This window comes from Mesorhizobium sp. M0701 (genome assembly GCF_040320365.1).
Taxonomy (GTDB): domain Bacteria; phylum Pseudomonadota; class Alphaproteobacteria; order Rhizobiales; family Rhizobiaceae; genus Mesorhizobium.
In genome coordinates this window covers 24,575-40,185 of sequence record NZ_JAMYPO010000051.1, presented here as the reverse complement: position 1 = coordinate 40,185, position 15,611 = coordinate 24,575, and the positions used below count along the sequence as shown (strand labels likewise).

Genomic DNA, 15,611 nt, shown 5'->3' with positions numbered 1-15,611 from the left:
CGAGCTTGATGCCGAGGTCTTCGGAAATGACCTGGCCACCGGTGAGGATGGCGATGTCTTCCAGCATGGCCTTGCGGCGATCACCAAAGCCCGGCGCCTTGACGGCGGCGATTTTCAGGCCACCGCGCAGCTTGTTGACGACCAGCGTGGCCAGGGCCTCGCCTTCGACATCTTCCGAGATGATGACCAGCGGCTTCGAGGTCTGCACGACGGCCTCGAGGATCGGCAGCATGGCCTGCAGGTTGGAGAGCTTCTTCTCGTGGAGAAGAATGTAGGCGTCTTCCAGATCCGCAACCATCTTCTCGGCGTTGGTGACGAAGTAGGGCGAGAGATAGCCGCGGTCGAACTGCATGCCTTCAACGACTTCAAGCTCGGTCTCGGCGGTCTTTGCTTCCTCGACGGTGATGACGCCCTCATTGCCGACCTTCTGCATCGCTTCCGCGATCATCGAGCCGACCGACACGTCGCCATTGCCGGCGATGGTGCCGACCTGGGCAACCTCTTCCGAGGTCTTAATCTTCTTGGCGTTCTTGATCAGCGTCGCGACGACGTCGGCGACGGCGAGGTCGATGCCGCGCTTGAGGTCCATCGGGTTCATGCCGGCGGCAACCGACTTGTGGCCTTCCTGGACGATCGACTGTGCCAGAACGGTCGCCGTGGTGGTGCCGTCGCCGGCGATGTCGTTGGTCTTCGAAGCAACTTCGCGGACCATCTGCGCGCCCATGTTTTCGAACTTGTCCTCAAGCTCGATTTCCTTGGCGACGGTGACGCCGTCCTTGGTGATGCGCGGTGCGCCGAACGACTTGTCGATGACGACGTTGCGGCCCTTGGGGCCGAGCGTGACCTTCACCGCGTCGGCGAGGATGTTGACGCCGCGCAGCATGCGCTCACGAGCGTCACGGGAGAATTTTACGTCTTTGGCAGCCATTTTTAGCTCCTGGCAGGGGCTTGGATTGAGCCCGAAGATTTAAACGAGGGTGAGGCCGATATTCAGCCGATGATGCCCATGATGTCGGATTCCTTCATGATCAGAAGGTCTTCGCCATTGAGCTTGACTTCAGTGCCCGACCACTTGCCGAACAGGATGCGGTCACCGGCCTTGACGTCCAGCGGGACGAGCTTGCCGGCTTCGTCGCGGGCGCCGGAACCGACGGCGATGATCTCGCCTTCCTGCGGCTTTTCCTTAGCCGTATCGGGGATGATGATCCCGCCCGCGGTCTTGGATTCGGATTCGACCCGACGAACGACCACGCGGTCATGAAGCGGGCGGAACTTCGACTTTGCCATTTTTTATTCCTCGATGAGAATGGTGAGAACAGTTCCTCCGTCCGGCGGCGCCGGACATGTGGTTAGCACTCATCTTGGGGGAGTGCTAACGTGGCGCTGAAATAGGCTGGCAACTCGCGCGAGTCAAGGCGTCCGGTGAGCATCATCAGGACAATTGCTTCAAACGGATACTTGACTAAGTCAACTAAATCGCTGATCTTGCCGGGAGGAGGATGCCATGACCATTTATCATCACCCAGGCAAGGAGCGGATCGACGCGGTGCGAGCCTTCAACCGCTTCTACACCCGCCAGATCGGGCTGCTCGACGAAGGGCTGCTGAAAAGCACCTTCTCGCTGACCGAGGCGCGGGTGCTCTATGAGCTGGCGCATCGCGATGGCCTGACCGCCACCGACCTTGCGCGCGATCTCGGCCTCGATGCCGGTTATCTCAGCCGGCTGCTGAAGAAGTTCGAGGAGCGTGATCTGGTCGAGCGCGCCACGATCGAGGCGGATGCGCGGCGCTCGTCGATCGCGCTGACCAAGGCCGGGCGGCAGGCCTTCGCGCCGCTGAACCAGGGTTCGCACGACCAGGTCGCGGCTTTGCTCGAACGGCTTTCGGTTGCCGAACAGGACAGGCTGGTCAAGGCCATGCAGACGGTGCAGCTTCTGCTGGGCGGAAGCGCCGAGCCCAAAATTCCCTATATGCTGCGGCCTCTGCAAGTCGGCGACATCGGCTGGATCATTCATCGCCAGGGCCTGCTCTACGCGCAGGAATATGGCTGGGACGAAACCTATGAAGCACTGGTCGCCGAAATCCTCGGCACATTCGTCAAATCCTTCGATCCGAAATGGGAACGCAGCTGGATCGCCGAGCGGCAAGGCGAGGTCGTCGGCTCCGTCTTCGTCGTGCGCCAGTCGGACGCGGTGGCGAAGTTGCGCCTGCTCTATGTCGAGCCTTCGGCGCGCGGCCTCGGCATCGGCAAGCGGCTGGTCGAGGAATGTATCGGCTTCTCCCGCGCCAGGGGTTACAGGACACTGACGCTGTGGACCAACGGCGTGCTCGCCGCCGCTCGCCACATCTATGAGGCTGCGGGCTTTAAATTGACCAACGAGGAGCGCCACCATTCCTTCGGCAAGGATCTGGTCGGCCAGAACTGGAATTTGGAGCTGTAGCAGCGCCGCAGAATTTCGAGCATCGGCCTGGGGCGGTCGCTCAGGTCGCAGGCTTAATGTTTTGGTTCAAGCGAAAGAAATTGGTGGGATCATACTTGTTCTTTAGTGCGGCCAACCTCGGATAATTCTCGCCGTAAGCCGCCAGAACCCGATCAGTGCCTTCTTCGCCGAGATTATTCGCATAGACGCCGCCGGTCGAGAACGGTCTCATTGCATCCCACAGGTCGCGCGCCCATCGGATGTGCGTTTCGTCGTCAGACGGATTGTCCCAGATCGATATCGGGAAGCAATCGTAAAGTGCATCTCTGTTGGCGTAGGGCGTTCCGTCCATCGGTACTCGCGAGATGGCGCCGCCAACCTGCTGCAGGACTAGAAGCGATTCGCTGGGTGCAGTCATGTAAGCCGCAAGCATGGTATCGATCGCCTGATCTGTGATTTCGCGCATGAACTGCGCCTTCCAGTAGTAGCGCCGCCCGCGCGGAAAGAGGCTGTCCCCGGCCGATTGGATTTGAAGATAGGGGACAGGAGCAATCCGGCGCTCAACTGGCGTGCCATACTCTCTCAGAGGTTGAATGATTTGCTGGCCTTCGTCGAGTGGGCCGATGTAGCACGCCGATATGCTGAAGAAGCGTTCGCCCGAGGGCGCCGTCACAAGTGCTGCATCCAGGCTCAGCTCATCCGGGGCGCCGCTCGAGAACGCACGATAGAACCGCATCGCTTCGCGTGCCTCTGCGTAGCGGTATAGCATCGATCCCGCGATGAGGAGCGGACCCACGGGATGGAGCTTATATTCGAAGGTGGTGACTATTCCGAAATTGCCGCCGCCGCCCCGAATGCCCCAGAACAAATCTGCATTTTCGGCCGCGTTTGCCGTGAGCAACCGGCCGTCCGCCGTCACGATTTCGACAGCGACAAGGTTGTCGCAGCTCAGTCCATGTTTACGGCCAAGCTTGCCGAACCCGCCGCCGAGTGTCAGTCCGGCTATGCCGGTATCCGCGTTGACACCCATGGTCGTCGCAAGACCATGGACCTGTGTGGCTGCGTCGAACTCGCCCAGGTTCAGGCCGGCTTCTGCGCGCGCAACACGGCGGATCGGGTCGACTTCGATCCGCTTCATGCGTGACACATCGATCACCAAGCCGCCGTCGCATACCGAACTGCCGGCGACGTTATGACCACCGCCTCGGACGGCGACGAGGAAGCCTTGCGATCGGGCGAAGTTGACGGCCGTGACGACATCGCTGGATTCGGCGCAATAGAAGACAGCCGCCGGCCTCTTATCGACCATGCCATTCCAAACTCTGCGCGCTTGGTCATAGCCAGGATCGTCCGCAAGGATCAGATCGCCGCTAATCGCCTGCCTGAGCCGGGCGATATCTGGCGCCTGCAACGTCGGCTCGGAACCGTCTATAAGCTTGAACATGCTCATCGAGGGATACCCTTCGTGATCCAGCACGGTTGGACAGGCCGCTGTCGTTCACCGGATCATGATGATCTCATGCGGCGCCATTCGCTGCAAAATCGAATATCTCAGTCGCTGGATGAGCTAAATTCATCTAAACTGCCTGGATGAGAAAACTTCCGCCGCTCGGGTCGCTTCGCGCCTTCGAAGCCGCTGCCAGGCTGATGAGCTTCAGGAAGGCCGCGACGGAACTCGGAGTGACGCCAACGGCCATCAGCCACCAGATTCGATTGCTGGAGGAGGTCTGTGGGCAACTGCTGTTCCGGCGGCGCCCACGACCGCTCGTGCTCACAGGCGTGGGCGAACGGCTATTCCCGGTAATTTGCAGCGGCTTCGACGCTTTCGCTGCGGCAATAGCATCAGCCTCGGCCGGAGTTGGCCAACGCCCGTTGCGCGTGACGAGCCCAAATGCATTTGCCAGCCGATGGCTGGTTCCGCGCCTGTCGAAGTGGCGCGAACAGCATCCGAACATTCCACTGGAGATCATCGGGACAGACGCCGTTCTGGACCTGCGAGCCGGTGACGCCGACGTCGCGATCCGCTATGCGCGCAGGATGCCGCGGGATGTTCCCGCGCAGGAAATTTTTCGGGACGCATTCTTTCCGGTATGCAGCCCGGAGCTGTTCGCAGGAGGCGACCGACAGATCGAGCGCGCCGCCGATCTGCTGCAATACCCGCTCATCCATTTCAATTGGACGAACCGCGACCCGGAAGCGCCGACTTGGCAACGATGGCTGGCGATCGCACGCTCGATCGATCCCAGCATCCCCAATGCCAACCAGGCATGGGATCTAAGCTTCCGCGAAGAGCTGCACGCGATTGACGCGGTAGCGGCAGGCCAAGGTATCGCTATCTGCAGCGATGTGGTCGTCAGTGGCGAACTCGAGGCTGGCAGGCTAGTCAAGGCACATGATCTCTGTCTGCCAGGCTATGGCTTTTACCTTGCCTGCGTAGCCAATCACCCCCGACAAGCGCATATCGAAGCGTTTTCCGCCTGGATGAGATCGATAGTCTGAGCATCTGAACGCCGATCTTCTGCATGCTCGTCACAAGCGCCCGGCGTAATAAATTGCTAACCACGATCGCCCTGCACCGACTGCCATGCACACTTGCCGGCTTCTGGCACAATCCGGCTCCTTGAATTATGAGCACGCTTATTATATATGTCGCTCATGGTTTCCGACGGCATCGACAGATTGGGCTTTTTGATCCACGACGTGCAGCGCCTGATGCGCAAGCGCTTCGAGGCGCGCGCCAGTGGTTTCGGCCTTTCTTCGGCGCAATGGCGGCTTCTGGTACGTGTCGCCAAGGAGGCGGGTGTCGCGCAGGCGCGGCTTGCCGAGCTTCTCGAAATCGAGCCGATCAGTGTCTCGCGTCTTGTCGATCGCATGGAGGAGGGCGGCTGGATCGAGCGCCGTTCCGACGCAACCGACAGGCGAGTGCGCATGATTTTCCCGACCGCCAAGGCGAACGCGGCCTACACCCATGTCAAGAGCCTTGCCGGCGAGGTTTATGAGGAATCGCTCGTTGGCGTTTCGCCGGAAGATCGCCGCGTCCTGGTTAGGGCGCTAGAGACAATGGTGCAGAATCTTGCAGATGGTGAGACGCCGCCCCCGGAAAAAGTGAAGAATACGGAAGGCGCAGCAACATGAACGCGGTAGCCAAACTAGGTGAGAATGCGGCCAAGCTGGAGATGGAAGCTCCCGCGAAGCCGGCGGCAGCTCCGGTAACGGTCGCTCCGCAGATAGCTCCGGCGCCGGTGGCGCCGACGAAGAAGCGCCGTGCCGGCCGCTTCCTTTTGATGTTTGTGCTGCCCGCTGCGTTGATCGCCGGCGGCAGCTATGTCTGGGTGACCGGCGGCCGCTATCAGGAGACCGAGAACGCCAATCTGCAGCAGGCCAAGGTGTCGATAGCCGCCGATACGGCGGGCCGCATCGTTCAGGTCGACATTTTCGACAACCAGTCTGTCAAGCAGGGCGACGTGTTGTTCGCTATCGATCCCGAGCCCTACCGGATCGCATTGGCCCAGGCCGACGCGGCGGTGGCCGGCGCACGGCTCAATGTCGAGCAGCTGCGTGCGGCCTACAGCCAGGCGCTGGCGCAGGAGAAGTCCGACGAAAGCCAGGTCCAGTACGCGCAGTCGCAATATAACCGCGCCGCCGACCTTGCCCAGAAGGGCATCAACGCCAAGTCGTCTCTGGACGAAGCCAAGAACGACCTCGACAAGGCGAAGCAGCAGCTGGCCGTGGCCCAGCAAGGGATCGTCAGCGCCAAGGCGGCACTTGGCGGCAATCCCGACGTCGAGACCGACAAGCATCCAACGGTAATGGCGGCGCTCGCCGCACGCGACAAGGCGGCCTACGATCTGGTCCAGACCACGGTCAAGGCACCTGCCGACGGCATCATCAGCCAGGCCGCTTCGTTCAAGGTCGGCCAGTATGTCGGTTCGGGCACGCCGCTGTTTTCGCTGGTCGAGACCGGCGACACCTGGGTCGACGCCAATTTCAAGGAAACCCAGCTCACCAACATGAAACCCGGCCAGAAGGCCGAAATCATGGTCGATACTTATCCGGGCAAGACGTTCGAAGCCACCGTCAAGGCGATCGGCGCCGGCACCGGCGCCGAGTTCTCGCTGCTGCCCGCGCAGAACGCTACCGGCAACTGGGTCAAGGTCACGCAGCGCATTCCGGTCCGCCTGGAATTGACCGATGCCGACGCCAAGGCGGCGCTGCGCACCGGCATGAGCGCGACCGTCACGGTGGACACCGGCGTTTCCCGCGGCCTGCCGAGCATTTTCCGCCGCGCCACGGCAGGCGAGGCCAGGTAAAGAGGCCTGGTAGCGGCCGCATAGCAAACAGCGAGATGGATGCAGGATTGGTCCGAGGGAGGCGCAGGAAAAGTTGAATGCGTAGACGGGCTGCGCTGTAGCCTGCCTGAGCAGACAACGCCGCGCAGGATCTTCGGTCCTCAGGTTTCCGGGCGGCAGGCGCCCGCTTTGTCGAGACGCTCAGTCGATGTAACCCCCACATCGATGCTCGCGTCCCACCGCGATGAGGGTCTCTCTACAGCGGGGCCTCGCCGTCCGGAAACCTAATGTACACGTTTTTGTTACCTGCTGGAAGTTTTAGCTCATGAGCAGCCCAGAACCCTTTCGCGAAGTACCGCACCGCGGCCTGATCACAGTTGCGCTCATGCTTGCGACGATCATGCAGGCGCTCGACACGACGATCGCCAACGTTGCGCTGCCGACCATGACCGGCGATCTCGGCGCCTCCCCCGACAACATCAACTGGGTGTTGACCTCCTACATCGTTGCCGCCGCGATCATGACGCCGGTGACCGGCTGGCTGGCCGACCGCTTCGGTCGCAAGGAGCTGTTCCTGACGGCCGTGGTCGGTTTCACCGTCTTTTCAATGCTGTGCGGCATCGCCTGGAGCCTTGAGACCATCGTTTTGTTCCGGCTCATGCAAGGCGTGTTCGGCGCGGCCATCGTGCCGCTGTCGCAGACCTTCCTGCTCGACATCAACCCCAGGGAACGCCACGGCCAGGCCATGGCTATCTGGGGCGCCGGCATCATGCTGGGACCGATCCTTGGCCCGACGCTGGGTGGCTGGCTGACCGAGAATTTCAACTGGCGCTGGGTGTTCTTCATCAACCTGCCGGTCGGCATCATCGCCTTCCTCGGCATGGCCGCATATCTTCCCAGCGTCGCCCGGCGGGTGCGCAGCTTCGATTTCTTCGGCTTCACCATGCTCTCGCTCGGTGTCGGCGCGCTGCAGCTGATGCTCGATCGCGGCGGCGAGGTCGACTGGTTTTCCTCGATCGAGATATGGATCGAGCTTGGTCTTTCCATCACCGGCTTCTGGGTATTCACCATACATACGTTGACGGCGGAGCACCCCTTTATCGACCCCAAGATCTTCCTCGATCGCAATTTCGTCACCGGGCTGGCGTTCATCTTTGTCATGGGCGTGCTCATCCTGGCGAGCATGTCGCTGCTGCCGCCAATGCTGTCGACCATCTTCGGCTATCCGACCCTCACCATCGGCGTCGTCCTGGGGCCGCGCGGTGTCGGCACGATGATCGCGATGCTGTTCGTCGGGCGGATCATGCACAGGATCGATGCCAGGATCCTCGTCGTCATTGGCTTCCTGCTGACCGCGCAATCGCTCTACACGATGTCGAGCTTTTCGCCGCAGATGGACAACTGGCTTATCCTCAGCTCCGGCGTCATCCAGGGCCTTGGAATGGGAATGGTGTTCGTGCCGCTGTCCACCGTGGCTTTCGCCACGCTCGACGCACGTTTCCGCACCGATGCAACGGCGCTGTTCAGCCTGGTGCGCAATCTTGGCTCGTCGATCGGCGTATCGGTGGTGACGGTTCTGCTGGTACGCAACACGCAGATCAACCACGCCGAGCTCTCGGCCTATATCAATCCGTTCAATCCCAACCTCTGGGCGGCATCGCCGGCAGCGGCGGGCGGCGATCCGACGGCGCTGTCGCTGATGGATCGCATGGTCAATATCCAGGCGATGATGATCTCCTACGTCAATGACTTCAAGCTGCTGATGATGATGACACTGCTTGCTGTCCCCTTTGTTTTCCTGCTGCGCAAGCCAAAGGCTGCGCCGCCCGCCGGTGGCGCGCCTGCCGCGCATATGGACTAAGTCTCACGGCTCCGGCACCGCGACCGGCTCACGGCTTCCGTTGCCTTGCCGGTAGCGTCGGCGTTGAGCCAGGTTCACCTGCCATTAGTATATCCGGACCAATATGCAGTCGCTTTTGGGTTGAAGGCGAGCCTCCTTTGCTTGCCTCAAGCATCAGCGGGAGGAATTGTGTTTGGCCACGAAGTCATCCAGGCAAACCGCCGACGCGCCCGAATCCGCAAATTTGACGACGCTGGCACAACTGGCGACTGCCTCATATGAGGCCCTCGAGCGCGAGCTTCGCGCCACGATTGCGGCACTTCAGGACCAGGCACTGCGGTTCCAGACCGCGATAGAGAACATCTCGCAAGGCATCTGTTTCTTTGATGCCGATGAACGGCTGATCCTGTGCAATCGACGCTATGCGGAAATCTATCGCCTTGCACCGGAGCAATTGCAGCCGGGTGCGGCGCTGCGCGAAATCGTCGAGCGGCGCGTCGCTGTCGGAACCTCGGCAATGAATGCGGACGCTTATCTGGCGTTGGCCCGGGCAGTCAATTCGGGCGCGGCTTCGGGGAACTGGACAGCCGAGCTCGCCGATGGCCGGATAATTCAGGTCTGCCATCAGCCGATGCCTGACGGCGGCTGGGTGGCCACGCATGAGGACATCAGCGAGCTCAGCGCCAACCGCTTGGTCGTCGACGAGCGTATCTCCTTGCAGACGCTGATCGACCTGGTGCCTGACTACATGTGGGTGAAGGACACCGAAAGCCGCTTCGTCGTCGCCAACCGAGCCATTGCGTCCGACAGCGGTCGAGACAGCACGAGCGACATGATCGGTCTGAGCGACTTCGACCTTCACGCGCCGGATCTTGCGCAGAAATTTCGCCTCATCGAGCAGCAACTGATGCGCGACGGACAACCGATGATCGACGAGGAGGAGTTCGTCATCGATGCGTCAGGCACCGGCAAATGGTTCCTGTCTACGAAACTGCCGTTGCGCAACGTTCAGAACAACATTTTCGGCCTCGTCGGCATTGCCCGCGACATCACTGCGCGCAAGCAGGCCGAAATCCTTCGCGACGGGCAGGCGCATATCCTCGAGATGATCGCAAAGAGCGCTCCCCTCGAAGACGTGCTCGAGCGGCTCATGCGTCTGGTCGAGTCCCAACTGGCGGGGATATTCGGTTCGGTCTTGCTGCTCGACAAGGATGGCAGCCACTTGCGCCACGCCGCCGCGCCGAGCCTGGCGAGAGACTACACCGACGCCGTCGACGGCGCCGCGGTAGGCCCAAGGGCAGGGTCTTGCGGTACCGCAGTCTATCGGCGCGAGCCGGTGATTGTCGCTGACATCATGCAGGATCCGCTTTGGCAGGACTATCGCGAACTCGCGCGGCCACACGGTTTGCGTTCATGCTGGTCGACGCCGATCCTGTCGCATCAGGGCGCCGTGCTCGGCGTCTTTGCGATGTATTCTATGACGGTGCGCGAGCCGACCGAGGCCGAGACCCGCCTAATCGATTTCACCACGCGCATCGCCGGGATCGCCATCGAACGCAAACAGGCCGAAGACCGGATCCACTTCATGGCCAATCATGACGTGCTGACCGGGCTTCCCAATCGCGCCTTGTTGGAGGACCGGCTTTCACAGGCGGTCTTGTACGCCCAGCGATACGATCGCTGGGTGACGGTGGTGTTCATCGATCTGGACAATTTCAAATTCGTCAACGACACGCTCGGCCACAATGCCGGCGACGAGCTTCTGAAGACCGTCGCAAGTCGCATGGTCGACTGCGTCCGGGCGACCGATACCGTCGTGCGGCTTGGCGGCGACGAATTCGTCGTCGTGCTTTTCGACCAGCCGGCGAACGTCGATCTCGTTTCTGAGACCTTGCAAAAGCTCAGGGCTGCACTCGCCGAACCGGTTCAGCTCGGAGCGCATCTTGTGCGGGCGACGGCCAGCATCGGCATTGCCAACTATCCCAAGGATGGGACGGATCCCGACACGCTGCTGGCAAATGCCGACGCGGCCATGTATCGCGCCAAGGAATTCGGCCGCGATAATTTCCAGTTTTACGCTCCGGAGTTCAACACCAGGGCGCATGAAAAATTCGTGCTTCAGGAAGAGTTGCGAAACGCCTTGGCGCGTTCGGAATTCACGCTGCTCTACCAACCGCAGGTGGACCTTCGGTCAGGTCGGGTTTTTGCGGTCGAGGCGCTGATACGCTGGAACCACCCAACGCTTGGCACGGTAATGCCGACGATGTTCATCCCGACCGCCGAGGAGACAGGTCTGATCGTACCGATCGGCGACTGGGTTCTGCATGAGGCGTGCCGGCAGAACAAAGCCTGGCAAGACGCAGGACTGCCGCCCTTGACCGTTTGCGTGAATGTGTCGGCGCGGCAATTCAGGGAGCGCAACCTGATCGATCGCATCGTCAGCGCGCTGAAGGACAGCGGCCTGGAGGCCAGGTATCTCGAGCTGGAGGTGACCGAGAGCCTTATCATGCAGGATATCGAGCTGGCGGTCGCCACCATGAACGCCCTGCAAAGCCTGGGTGTCCAGATCTCGATCGATGATTTCGGCACCGGCTATTCCAGCCTCAGCGCACTCAAGACCTTTCCCGTGGCGCGGCTGAAGATCGACAAGTCCTTCATCAAGGATCTCGCCGCCGACGAGAACGATCAGGCTGTGGCCAGCGCGGTGATTTCATTGGGGCAAAATCTCAACCTGAGGGTCATCGCCGAGGGCGTTGAGACAGATGATCAGGTGGCTTTCCTGCGCAGGAACAATTGCGACGAAATGCAGGGCTACCATTTCAGCAGGCCGGTTTGTGCGCAGGACATCGAGGAATTGCTCGGCGGCGGCCGCAAAGACTGACGGATCGGTCGCCAGCAGGCTTCCGCCGTCCAAATGGTGGAAGTTATCTGCCGAGCACAAGGCACCAGTAGCGAAGCGTGCTGTCGCGGCCGTCGCGCACATAGGCGAGGCCGAAGCGGGTGAAGCGCGGGTCGAGCATGTTGCGGCGGTGGCCTGGCGAATGCACCCAGATATCGAACAGCTTCTGCTGGTCGAAGCGGCCTTCGGCAATATTTTCGGCGGCAGCGCCGGCAATGCCATTGTCTTTGACGCGCGAGGCAAAGTCCCTGCCCCAGCCGGTGGTGTGGTTCATTCGGCCGCCGCGCGCCATGTATCCGGCCTGCTGGAGCGCCGCCTGCTCGAGCCGGGCATCGGGGGCGAGCGGCCCCAGACCCGCCGAAGCGCGGATGCCGGCCAGGGTGCCGGCGGCGGAAGCAGAGACGCCGGCGCTATCGCCGATTGGCAGCACGGCGGTTGCGCAGGCGGTGAGCCCGGCAAGGGCGCCAAGGCCGGCAGCTCTGAGCAGCACGCGCCTGCTTAGGCTTGGTTGGGCCTCATAATTTTCGATTTTCGTAACGGTCATGCCCGCCTGACATAACCGCGATGATGGCTTTTGCCGGGCAGGGCGGTGAAAATGCGTGATGAATGGTTTCGACGCGATGACACTTTGTCGGATTGATTTCACCGCTCAATCGAAACAGGCCTGCTCGGATGGCAGCATTCGCCCAGACGGCTGTTCGGGCTCGATACTCCCAGGAGCTCGATACCCAGTCAGGCCTTCACGGACAGAGAGCTTCTTTTTCCCCACCTTTGCGGCTTCACTAGCGCTGGGGAGGTATCCTCGGTTGCAAATTTTCTCTGGGGGATATCGCTTGCAATGACGACCGGAGCGATTCGTACGCCTGAGCACCAAGCAGCCTTCGGTATTGGTCTTCGAGACGCTGATTGAAATCGTGGACGGTCCGGATCACCGCAAGCGCCGCATCAGTTGCAACGATTAATTTGGCCCGTCGGTCGTTCGGATCATGCGAACGCCGAACATAACCGAGGCGCTCCAGTTCATCGATCAACTCACCCATCGATGCTTTGCCAATGCCAGCACGCTCTGCGAGGACGCTGGGTCGGGTTCCTTCCGCGTCGATGTTGGCGAATACAGCGCCGTGTTTGGGCTTGATTGCCGAATGGCCGCTCTCCCGGAGAACCTGGACCAAAGCGCTCGCCGACGATTGATAAGCATAGAGAAGCAGAGACTGCGTGTATGGCTGATTATCCATCTTTCCAAACTTATATGGTGCCCATATAGTATGGAAACCGAACTATATGACAGGAGATCAGCATGGCTACGGGCAACGTCCGAACTGAAGGGGTGGAAAGTGTCGCGCACAGGCTGATCGAAGCTTGGAATCGTCACGATGCTCGCGCCTTTGCCGCCGTATTCGCGGCAGATGCCGAGTTTACAAACGTCTTCGGTATGCAGGCGACTGGACGTGACAAGATCGAGCAGTTCCATGCCCCAATTTTTGAGAAGATGTTCAAGCACAGCCATCTATCCGCCGAAAGCGTGCGGAACAAGCTTGTTCGCCCTGATGTTGCCACGCTCGACCTGCGGTGGTCCATGACTGGCGCGCTCGATCCGATGGGAAACGAATGGCCGCGTCGGCGCGGATTAATCAGCTTAGTGGCGACGCGGGATCATGATGAATGGTTGATTGCAACGATGCACAATATGGAACTTGGGGACGATCAAATGGCAAAGTCTCAGGAGAAACTTCAAGAGGATAAGTAGGCTCTTCATTCACGTCAGAATCGAAAGCGACAGCCATCCAGCATAGTCAAGTCCGATCTGATCGGGCAATGAGATCGAACGGCGGGTCAGGTGATCGGGATTGGCGAGCTATGCTACAGGAGTTGGTGCTGGATGGCCCGTGCGTTGTCCGGTTTGGCCGGCCACAATGGCGCGCCTCATAGCCGGTCGCCTTGGTCTTGCGGGATCTAATGTATGAACGGCTTGGAGCGCTGGCTCTCGCCGGCAGTTCTTGGCGGCGCGGTGATCGCCGGTCGGCTATTCCGCCGCCACGAGTTTGGTTTCCGGCGATATAGCCCGGCTGGCCCGATCGTCCTCGGTCTCTTCCCACCAATCGCCCAGGGCGTCGATGAGCGGCACAAGCTTGAGACCGGGCTCCGTCAGGTCGTAATCCACGTGTAGCGGATAGCCGGCATGCGCTGTTCGCCGCACGATCCCGGCTTCCTCCAGCTTGCGTAGTTCGAGGGCCAGGATGCGGTGCGACACTGTCGGATTGTCACGCCTCAGGTCGCTGAAGCGCTTGGTACCGTCCTTGAGATAATAGAGCAGCAAGGTGGGCCAGCGACCGCTGAGCACACGCATGGTCTCCTCGATCGGGCAGCGTGAGACGACATCTTTCATGGCGGGACCTGGTTACAGAATAGTGCGTAATTTACATGGGGCGACCAGCGTTTAGGGTCAAGTTTCGCTGCGCAGCGTGACCCCTAACATGGAAGAGAGAAAGAAATGGAACCTATTCTCCTTTACGGCTTCCCGCTGGGAAGTTCGATGGGGCTTGTCGCTGCTTTTGAACGCCTCGGACAGCCCTACCGCCTGTGTCGTGTCGACATGCTCGCTGAGATGAAGAACGACGCCTATGCCAGTATCAACGGCCGCCAGGAAACGCCGGTGTTGATCACCGACGAAGGCAGGGTGCTCACCGAGACCATGGCGATTGCCGCCTGGCTCGAAGCCCGCGATACGCAACGCCGTATCAGCTTCGAGCCTCGCTCGCCGGAGGCCGACCGGATGCACCAGCTAATGGCTTTCGTGAACACCGGTTTCACCGCCGCCTTCACCCCGCTCTGGGCCGCATATGAAATGGAATCGGCGGAACCGGTGCTGCTGGCGACCTTGCGTGATTTCGGCCGCAAGGTCGTTACCAACCGCCATGACCAGCTCGAGGCGATGATCCTCGACACGGATTTCCTGGTCGGCGGCCGGCTGACGCTTGCCGATACCACGCTGATCGGCGTGGCGCGCTGGGCGGAGTTCCACCAGGCGGTCGACGGCGCCGCTTATCCCAAACTGGCGGCGCTCCGCCGCCGCATCGAAACCGATCCGGCCGTGCGATACGCACAGGCCATCGAGGGTGGCGAAAAGCCGGCGGGTTCGGGTGCCTGTCTTGGCCATGTCCCGCTGGCCGAAGTGATCGATCGTTTCGCTGCCTAATCCGTTCGTTCAGCCGCCCGGCGCCCCGGCGCCGGGCGGTGGCGACAAGCACGCCGAGATCCGCTATCATACGGGCGTTCTTGAAGTGGCAGCTGCGGGCGGCCATCCTGGCGGTGACCGCCCCGACACACGGGAGAAAGGTTATGGCCGGCTTTCATGTCATGGCGGACGCACGTGGAATGCATGTACAGCCCACGGTGCGCCGCATCAGCACCGAGGATCTGATCGATGCGCTCCGTCTCGGCGTAGAGGATTTCTGGGCCAAGCCGTCGCATTATGTGTTCCTGTGCCTGATCTATCCGGTGGTCGGCCTGATCCTGACGCAGTGGACCTCGGGCTCGAACGCCATCCAACTCATCTATCCGCTGATGTCCGGCTTCGCTTTGGTCGGTCCGTTCGCCGCTATCGGCCTTTACGAAATCAGCCGCCGGCGCGAGTTCGGCATGGATACATCCTGGTGGCATGCGCTCGACGTGCGCCACTCGCCGGCGCTGCCCGCGATTGCAGTCATCGGTATCATGCTGGTGGTACTGTTCCTGCTCTGGCTGTTCACCGCGCAATCGATCTACACCAGCCTGTACGGCAATCAGCCTCCGGCCTCTATCGTCGGCTTTATTCGCGAAGTGCTGACGACCAGCAAGGGCTGGACGCTGATCCTGCTCGGCAACCTGGCCGGGTTCGCCTTCGCCGCGATCGTGCTGGCGACGACTGTCGTCGCCTTTCCGCTGCTGCTCGACCGCGATGTCGGCGCGGTCTCGGCAGTCGAGACGTCGGCGCGCGCAGTTATGACAAACCCGCTGCAGATGGCGCTGTGGGGCCTGATGGTCGCCGTGCTCCTGGTCATCGGCTCGATCCCGCTATTTGCCGGGCTTGCCGTCGTCATGCCCATCCTTGGCCACGCGACCTGGCATCTCTACCGCAGGGTGGTCGAACCGGAGCGGGCACAGCAGGTCAGGCGGCCGATGTAG

The 15,611-nt window shown here is 61.1% G+C and carries 15 protein-coding genes; 9 read left to right on the top strand and 6 right to left on the bottom strand.

Annotated elements, in window-relative coordinates:
• Both groEL and groES read right to left on the bottom strand, forming a co-directional pair.
• Positions 1-928: chaperonin GroEL (groEL, locus tag NKI24_RS30960; protein ID WP_352686991.1), on the bottom strand; the 928-nt coding region annotated here is incomplete at its 3' end.
• A 62-nt stretch (positions 929-990) separates the two neighbouring features.
• On the bottom strand, positions 991-1,287 hold the full coding sequence (gene groES, locus NKI24_RS30955; RefSeq protein WP_006203049.1) for a co-chaperone GroES: 297 nt from the start codon (positions 1,285-1,287) through the stop codon (positions 991-993).
• 217 nt (positions 1,288-1,504) lie between these two features.
• Here groES and NKI24_RS30950 point away from each other — a divergent pair, with 217 nt between their 5' ends.
• Complete coding sequence (locus NKI24_RS30950; RefSeq protein WP_352750256.1) at positions 1,505-2,440, top strand: bifunctional helix-turn-helix transcriptional regulator/GNAT family N-acetyltransferase; 936 nt, start codon at positions 1,505-1,507, stop codon at positions 2,438-2,440.
• A 40-nt stretch (positions 2,441-2,480) separates the two neighbouring features.
• Here NKI24_RS30950 and NKI24_RS30945 read toward each other — a convergent pair whose 3' ends face one another.
• Positions 2,481-3,869 carry an FAD-binding oxidoreductase gene (locus NKI24_RS30945; RefSeq protein WP_352750255.1) on the bottom strand — a complete coding sequence of 463 codons (1,389 nt, stop codon included), beginning with the start codon at positions 3,867-3,869 and terminating at the stop codon, positions 2,481-2,483.
• Between the two features lie 140 nt (positions 3,870-4,009).
• Between NKI24_RS30945 and NKI24_RS30940 the strand changes: the two genes are divergently transcribed.
• The 5 genes from NKI24_RS30940 to NKI24_RS30920 all read left to right on the top strand — a co-directional run bounded on the left by NKI24_RS30940 (position 4,010) and on the right by NKI24_RS30920 (position 11,429).
• Positions 4,010-4,918 (top strand): LysR substrate-binding domain-containing protein, encoded by a 909-nt coding sequence (locus tag NKI24_RS30940; protein ID WP_352517858.1) that lies wholly within the window; start codon positions 4,010-4,012, stop codon positions 4,916-4,918.
• A 156-nt stretch (positions 4,919-5,074) separates the two neighbouring features.
• Entirely contained in the window at positions 5,075-5,554 is a 480-nt protein-coding gene (locus tag NKI24_RS30935; protein WP_352750258.1) for a MarR family winged helix-turn-helix transcriptional regulator, read from the top strand.
• On the top strand, positions 5,551-6,729 hold the full coding sequence (locus NKI24_RS30930) for an HlyD family secretion protein (RefSeq protein WP_352750254.1): 1,179 nt from the start codon (positions 5,551-5,553) through the stop codon (positions 6,727-6,729). Before NKI24_RS30935 ends, NKI24_RS30930 begins: the two co-directional genes overlap by 4 nt.
• A 304-nt stretch (positions 6,730-7,033) precedes the next feature.
• Complete coding sequence (locus tag NKI24_RS30925; protein ID WP_023674328.1) at positions 7,034-8,569, top strand: DHA2 family efflux MFS transporter permease subunit; 1,536 nt, start codon at positions 7,034-7,036, stop codon at positions 8,567-8,569.
• 172 nt (positions 8,570-8,741) lie between these two features.
• Positions 8,742-11,429: an EAL domain-containing protein gene (locus NKI24_RS30920; protein ID WP_352750253.1), complete on the top strand. Its 2,688-nt coding sequence runs from the start codon at positions 8,742-8,744 to the stop codon at positions 11,427-11,429.
• A gap of 43 nt (positions 11,430-11,472) precedes the next feature.
• Here NKI24_RS30920 and NKI24_RS30915 read toward each other — a convergent pair whose 3' ends face one another.
• The gene (locus tag NKI24_RS30915) at positions 11,473-11,991 is read right to left on the bottom strand and encodes a CAP domain-containing protein (protein ID WP_352750252.1); all 519 of its coding nucleotides are present in this window, start codon (positions 11,989-11,991) and stop codon (positions 11,473-11,475) included.
• Positions 11,992-12,229: 238 nt separating this feature from the next.
• Complete coding sequence (locus tag NKI24_RS30910) at positions 12,230-12,682, bottom strand: MarR family winged helix-turn-helix transcriptional regulator (RefSeq protein WP_352750251.1); 453 nt, start codon at positions 12,680-12,682, stop codon at positions 12,230-12,232.
• A 62-nt stretch (positions 12,683-12,744) separates the two neighbouring features.
• Between NKI24_RS30910 and NKI24_RS30905 the strand changes: the two genes are divergently transcribed.
• Positions 12,745-13,194 carry an SgcJ/EcaC family oxidoreductase gene (locus tag NKI24_RS30905; protein ID WP_352749241.1) on the top strand — a complete coding sequence of 150 codons (450 nt, stop codon included), beginning with the start codon at positions 12,745-12,747 and terminating at the stop codon, positions 13,192-13,194.
• Positions 13,195-13,470: 276 nt separating this feature from the next.
• On the opposite strand, the gene NKI24_RS30900 is transcribed toward NKI24_RS30905, so the two are convergent.
• Positions 13,471-13,833 carry a winged helix-turn-helix transcriptional regulator gene (locus tag NKI24_RS30900; protein WP_352749240.1) on the bottom strand — a complete coding sequence of 121 codons (363 nt, stop codon included), beginning with the start codon at positions 13,831-13,833 and terminating at the stop codon, positions 13,471-13,473.
• A 105-nt stretch (positions 13,834-13,938) separates the two neighbouring features.
• Here NKI24_RS30900 and NKI24_RS30895 point away from each other — a divergent pair, with 105 nt between their 5' ends.
• Both NKI24_RS30895 and NKI24_RS30890 read left to right on the top strand, forming a co-directional pair.
• Complete coding sequence (locus tag NKI24_RS30895) at positions 13,939-14,643, top strand: glutathione S-transferase family protein (protein ID WP_352750250.1); 705 nt, start codon at positions 13,939-13,941, stop codon at positions 14,641-14,643.
• A gap of 143 nt (positions 14,644-14,786) precedes the next feature.
• Positions 14,787-15,611 carry a DUF2189 domain-containing protein gene (locus NKI24_RS30890; protein WP_352453716.1) on the top strand — a complete coding sequence of 275 codons (825 nt, stop codon included), beginning with the start codon at positions 14,787-14,789 and terminating at the stop codon, positions 15,609-15,611.

Coding starts and splice junctions, on each gene's coding strand:
- NKI24_RS30910 (WP_352750251.1), bottom strand. CDS start 12,682: ATGGATAATCAGCCATACACGCAGTCTCTGCTTCTCTATGCTTATCAA.
- NKI24_RS30945 (WP_352750255.1), bottom strand. CDS start 3,869: ATGAGCATGTTCAAGCTTATAGACGGTTCCGAGCCGACGTTGCAGGCG.
- NKI24_RS30950 (WP_352750256.1), top strand. CDS start 1,505: ATGACCATTTATCATCACCCAGGCAAGGAGCGGATCGACGCGGTGCGA.
- NKI24_RS30915 (WP_352750252.1), bottom strand. CDS start 11,991: ATGACCGTTACGAAAATCGAAAATTATGAGGCCCAACCAAGCCTAAGC.
- groES (WP_006203049.1), bottom strand. CDS start 1,287: ATGGCAAAGTCGAAGTTCCGCCCGCTTCATGACCGCGTGGTCGTTCGT.
- NKI24_RS30895 (WP_352750250.1), top strand. CDS start 13,939: ATGGAACCTATTCTCCTTTACGGCTTCCCGCTGGGAAGTTCGATGGGG.
- NKI24_RS30925 (WP_023674328.1), top strand. CDS start 7,034: ATGAGCAGCCCAGAACCCTTTCGCGAAGTACCGCACCGCGGCCTGATC.
- NKI24_RS30905 (WP_352749241.1), top strand. CDS start 12,745: ATGGCTACGGGCAACGTCCGAACTGAAGGGGTGGAAAGTGTCGCGCAC.
- NKI24_RS30890 (WP_352453716.1), top strand. CDS start 14,787: ATGGCCGGCTTTCATGTCATGGCGGACGCACGTGGAATGCATGTACAG.
- NKI24_RS30930 (WP_352750254.1), top strand. CDS start 5,551: ATGAACGCGGTAGCCAAACTAGGTGAGAATGCGGCCAAGCTGGAGATG.
- NKI24_RS30940 (WP_352517858.1), top strand. CDS start 4,010: ATGAGAAAACTTCCGCCGCTCGGGTCGCTTCGCGCCTTCGAAGCCGCT.
- NKI24_RS30935 (WP_352750258.1), top strand. CDS start 5,075: ATGGTTTCCGACGGCATCGACAGATTGGGCTTTTTGATCCACGACGTG.
- NKI24_RS30900 (WP_352749240.1), bottom strand. CDS start 13,833: ATGAAAGATGTCGTCTCACGCTGCCCGATCGAGGAGACCATGCGTGTG.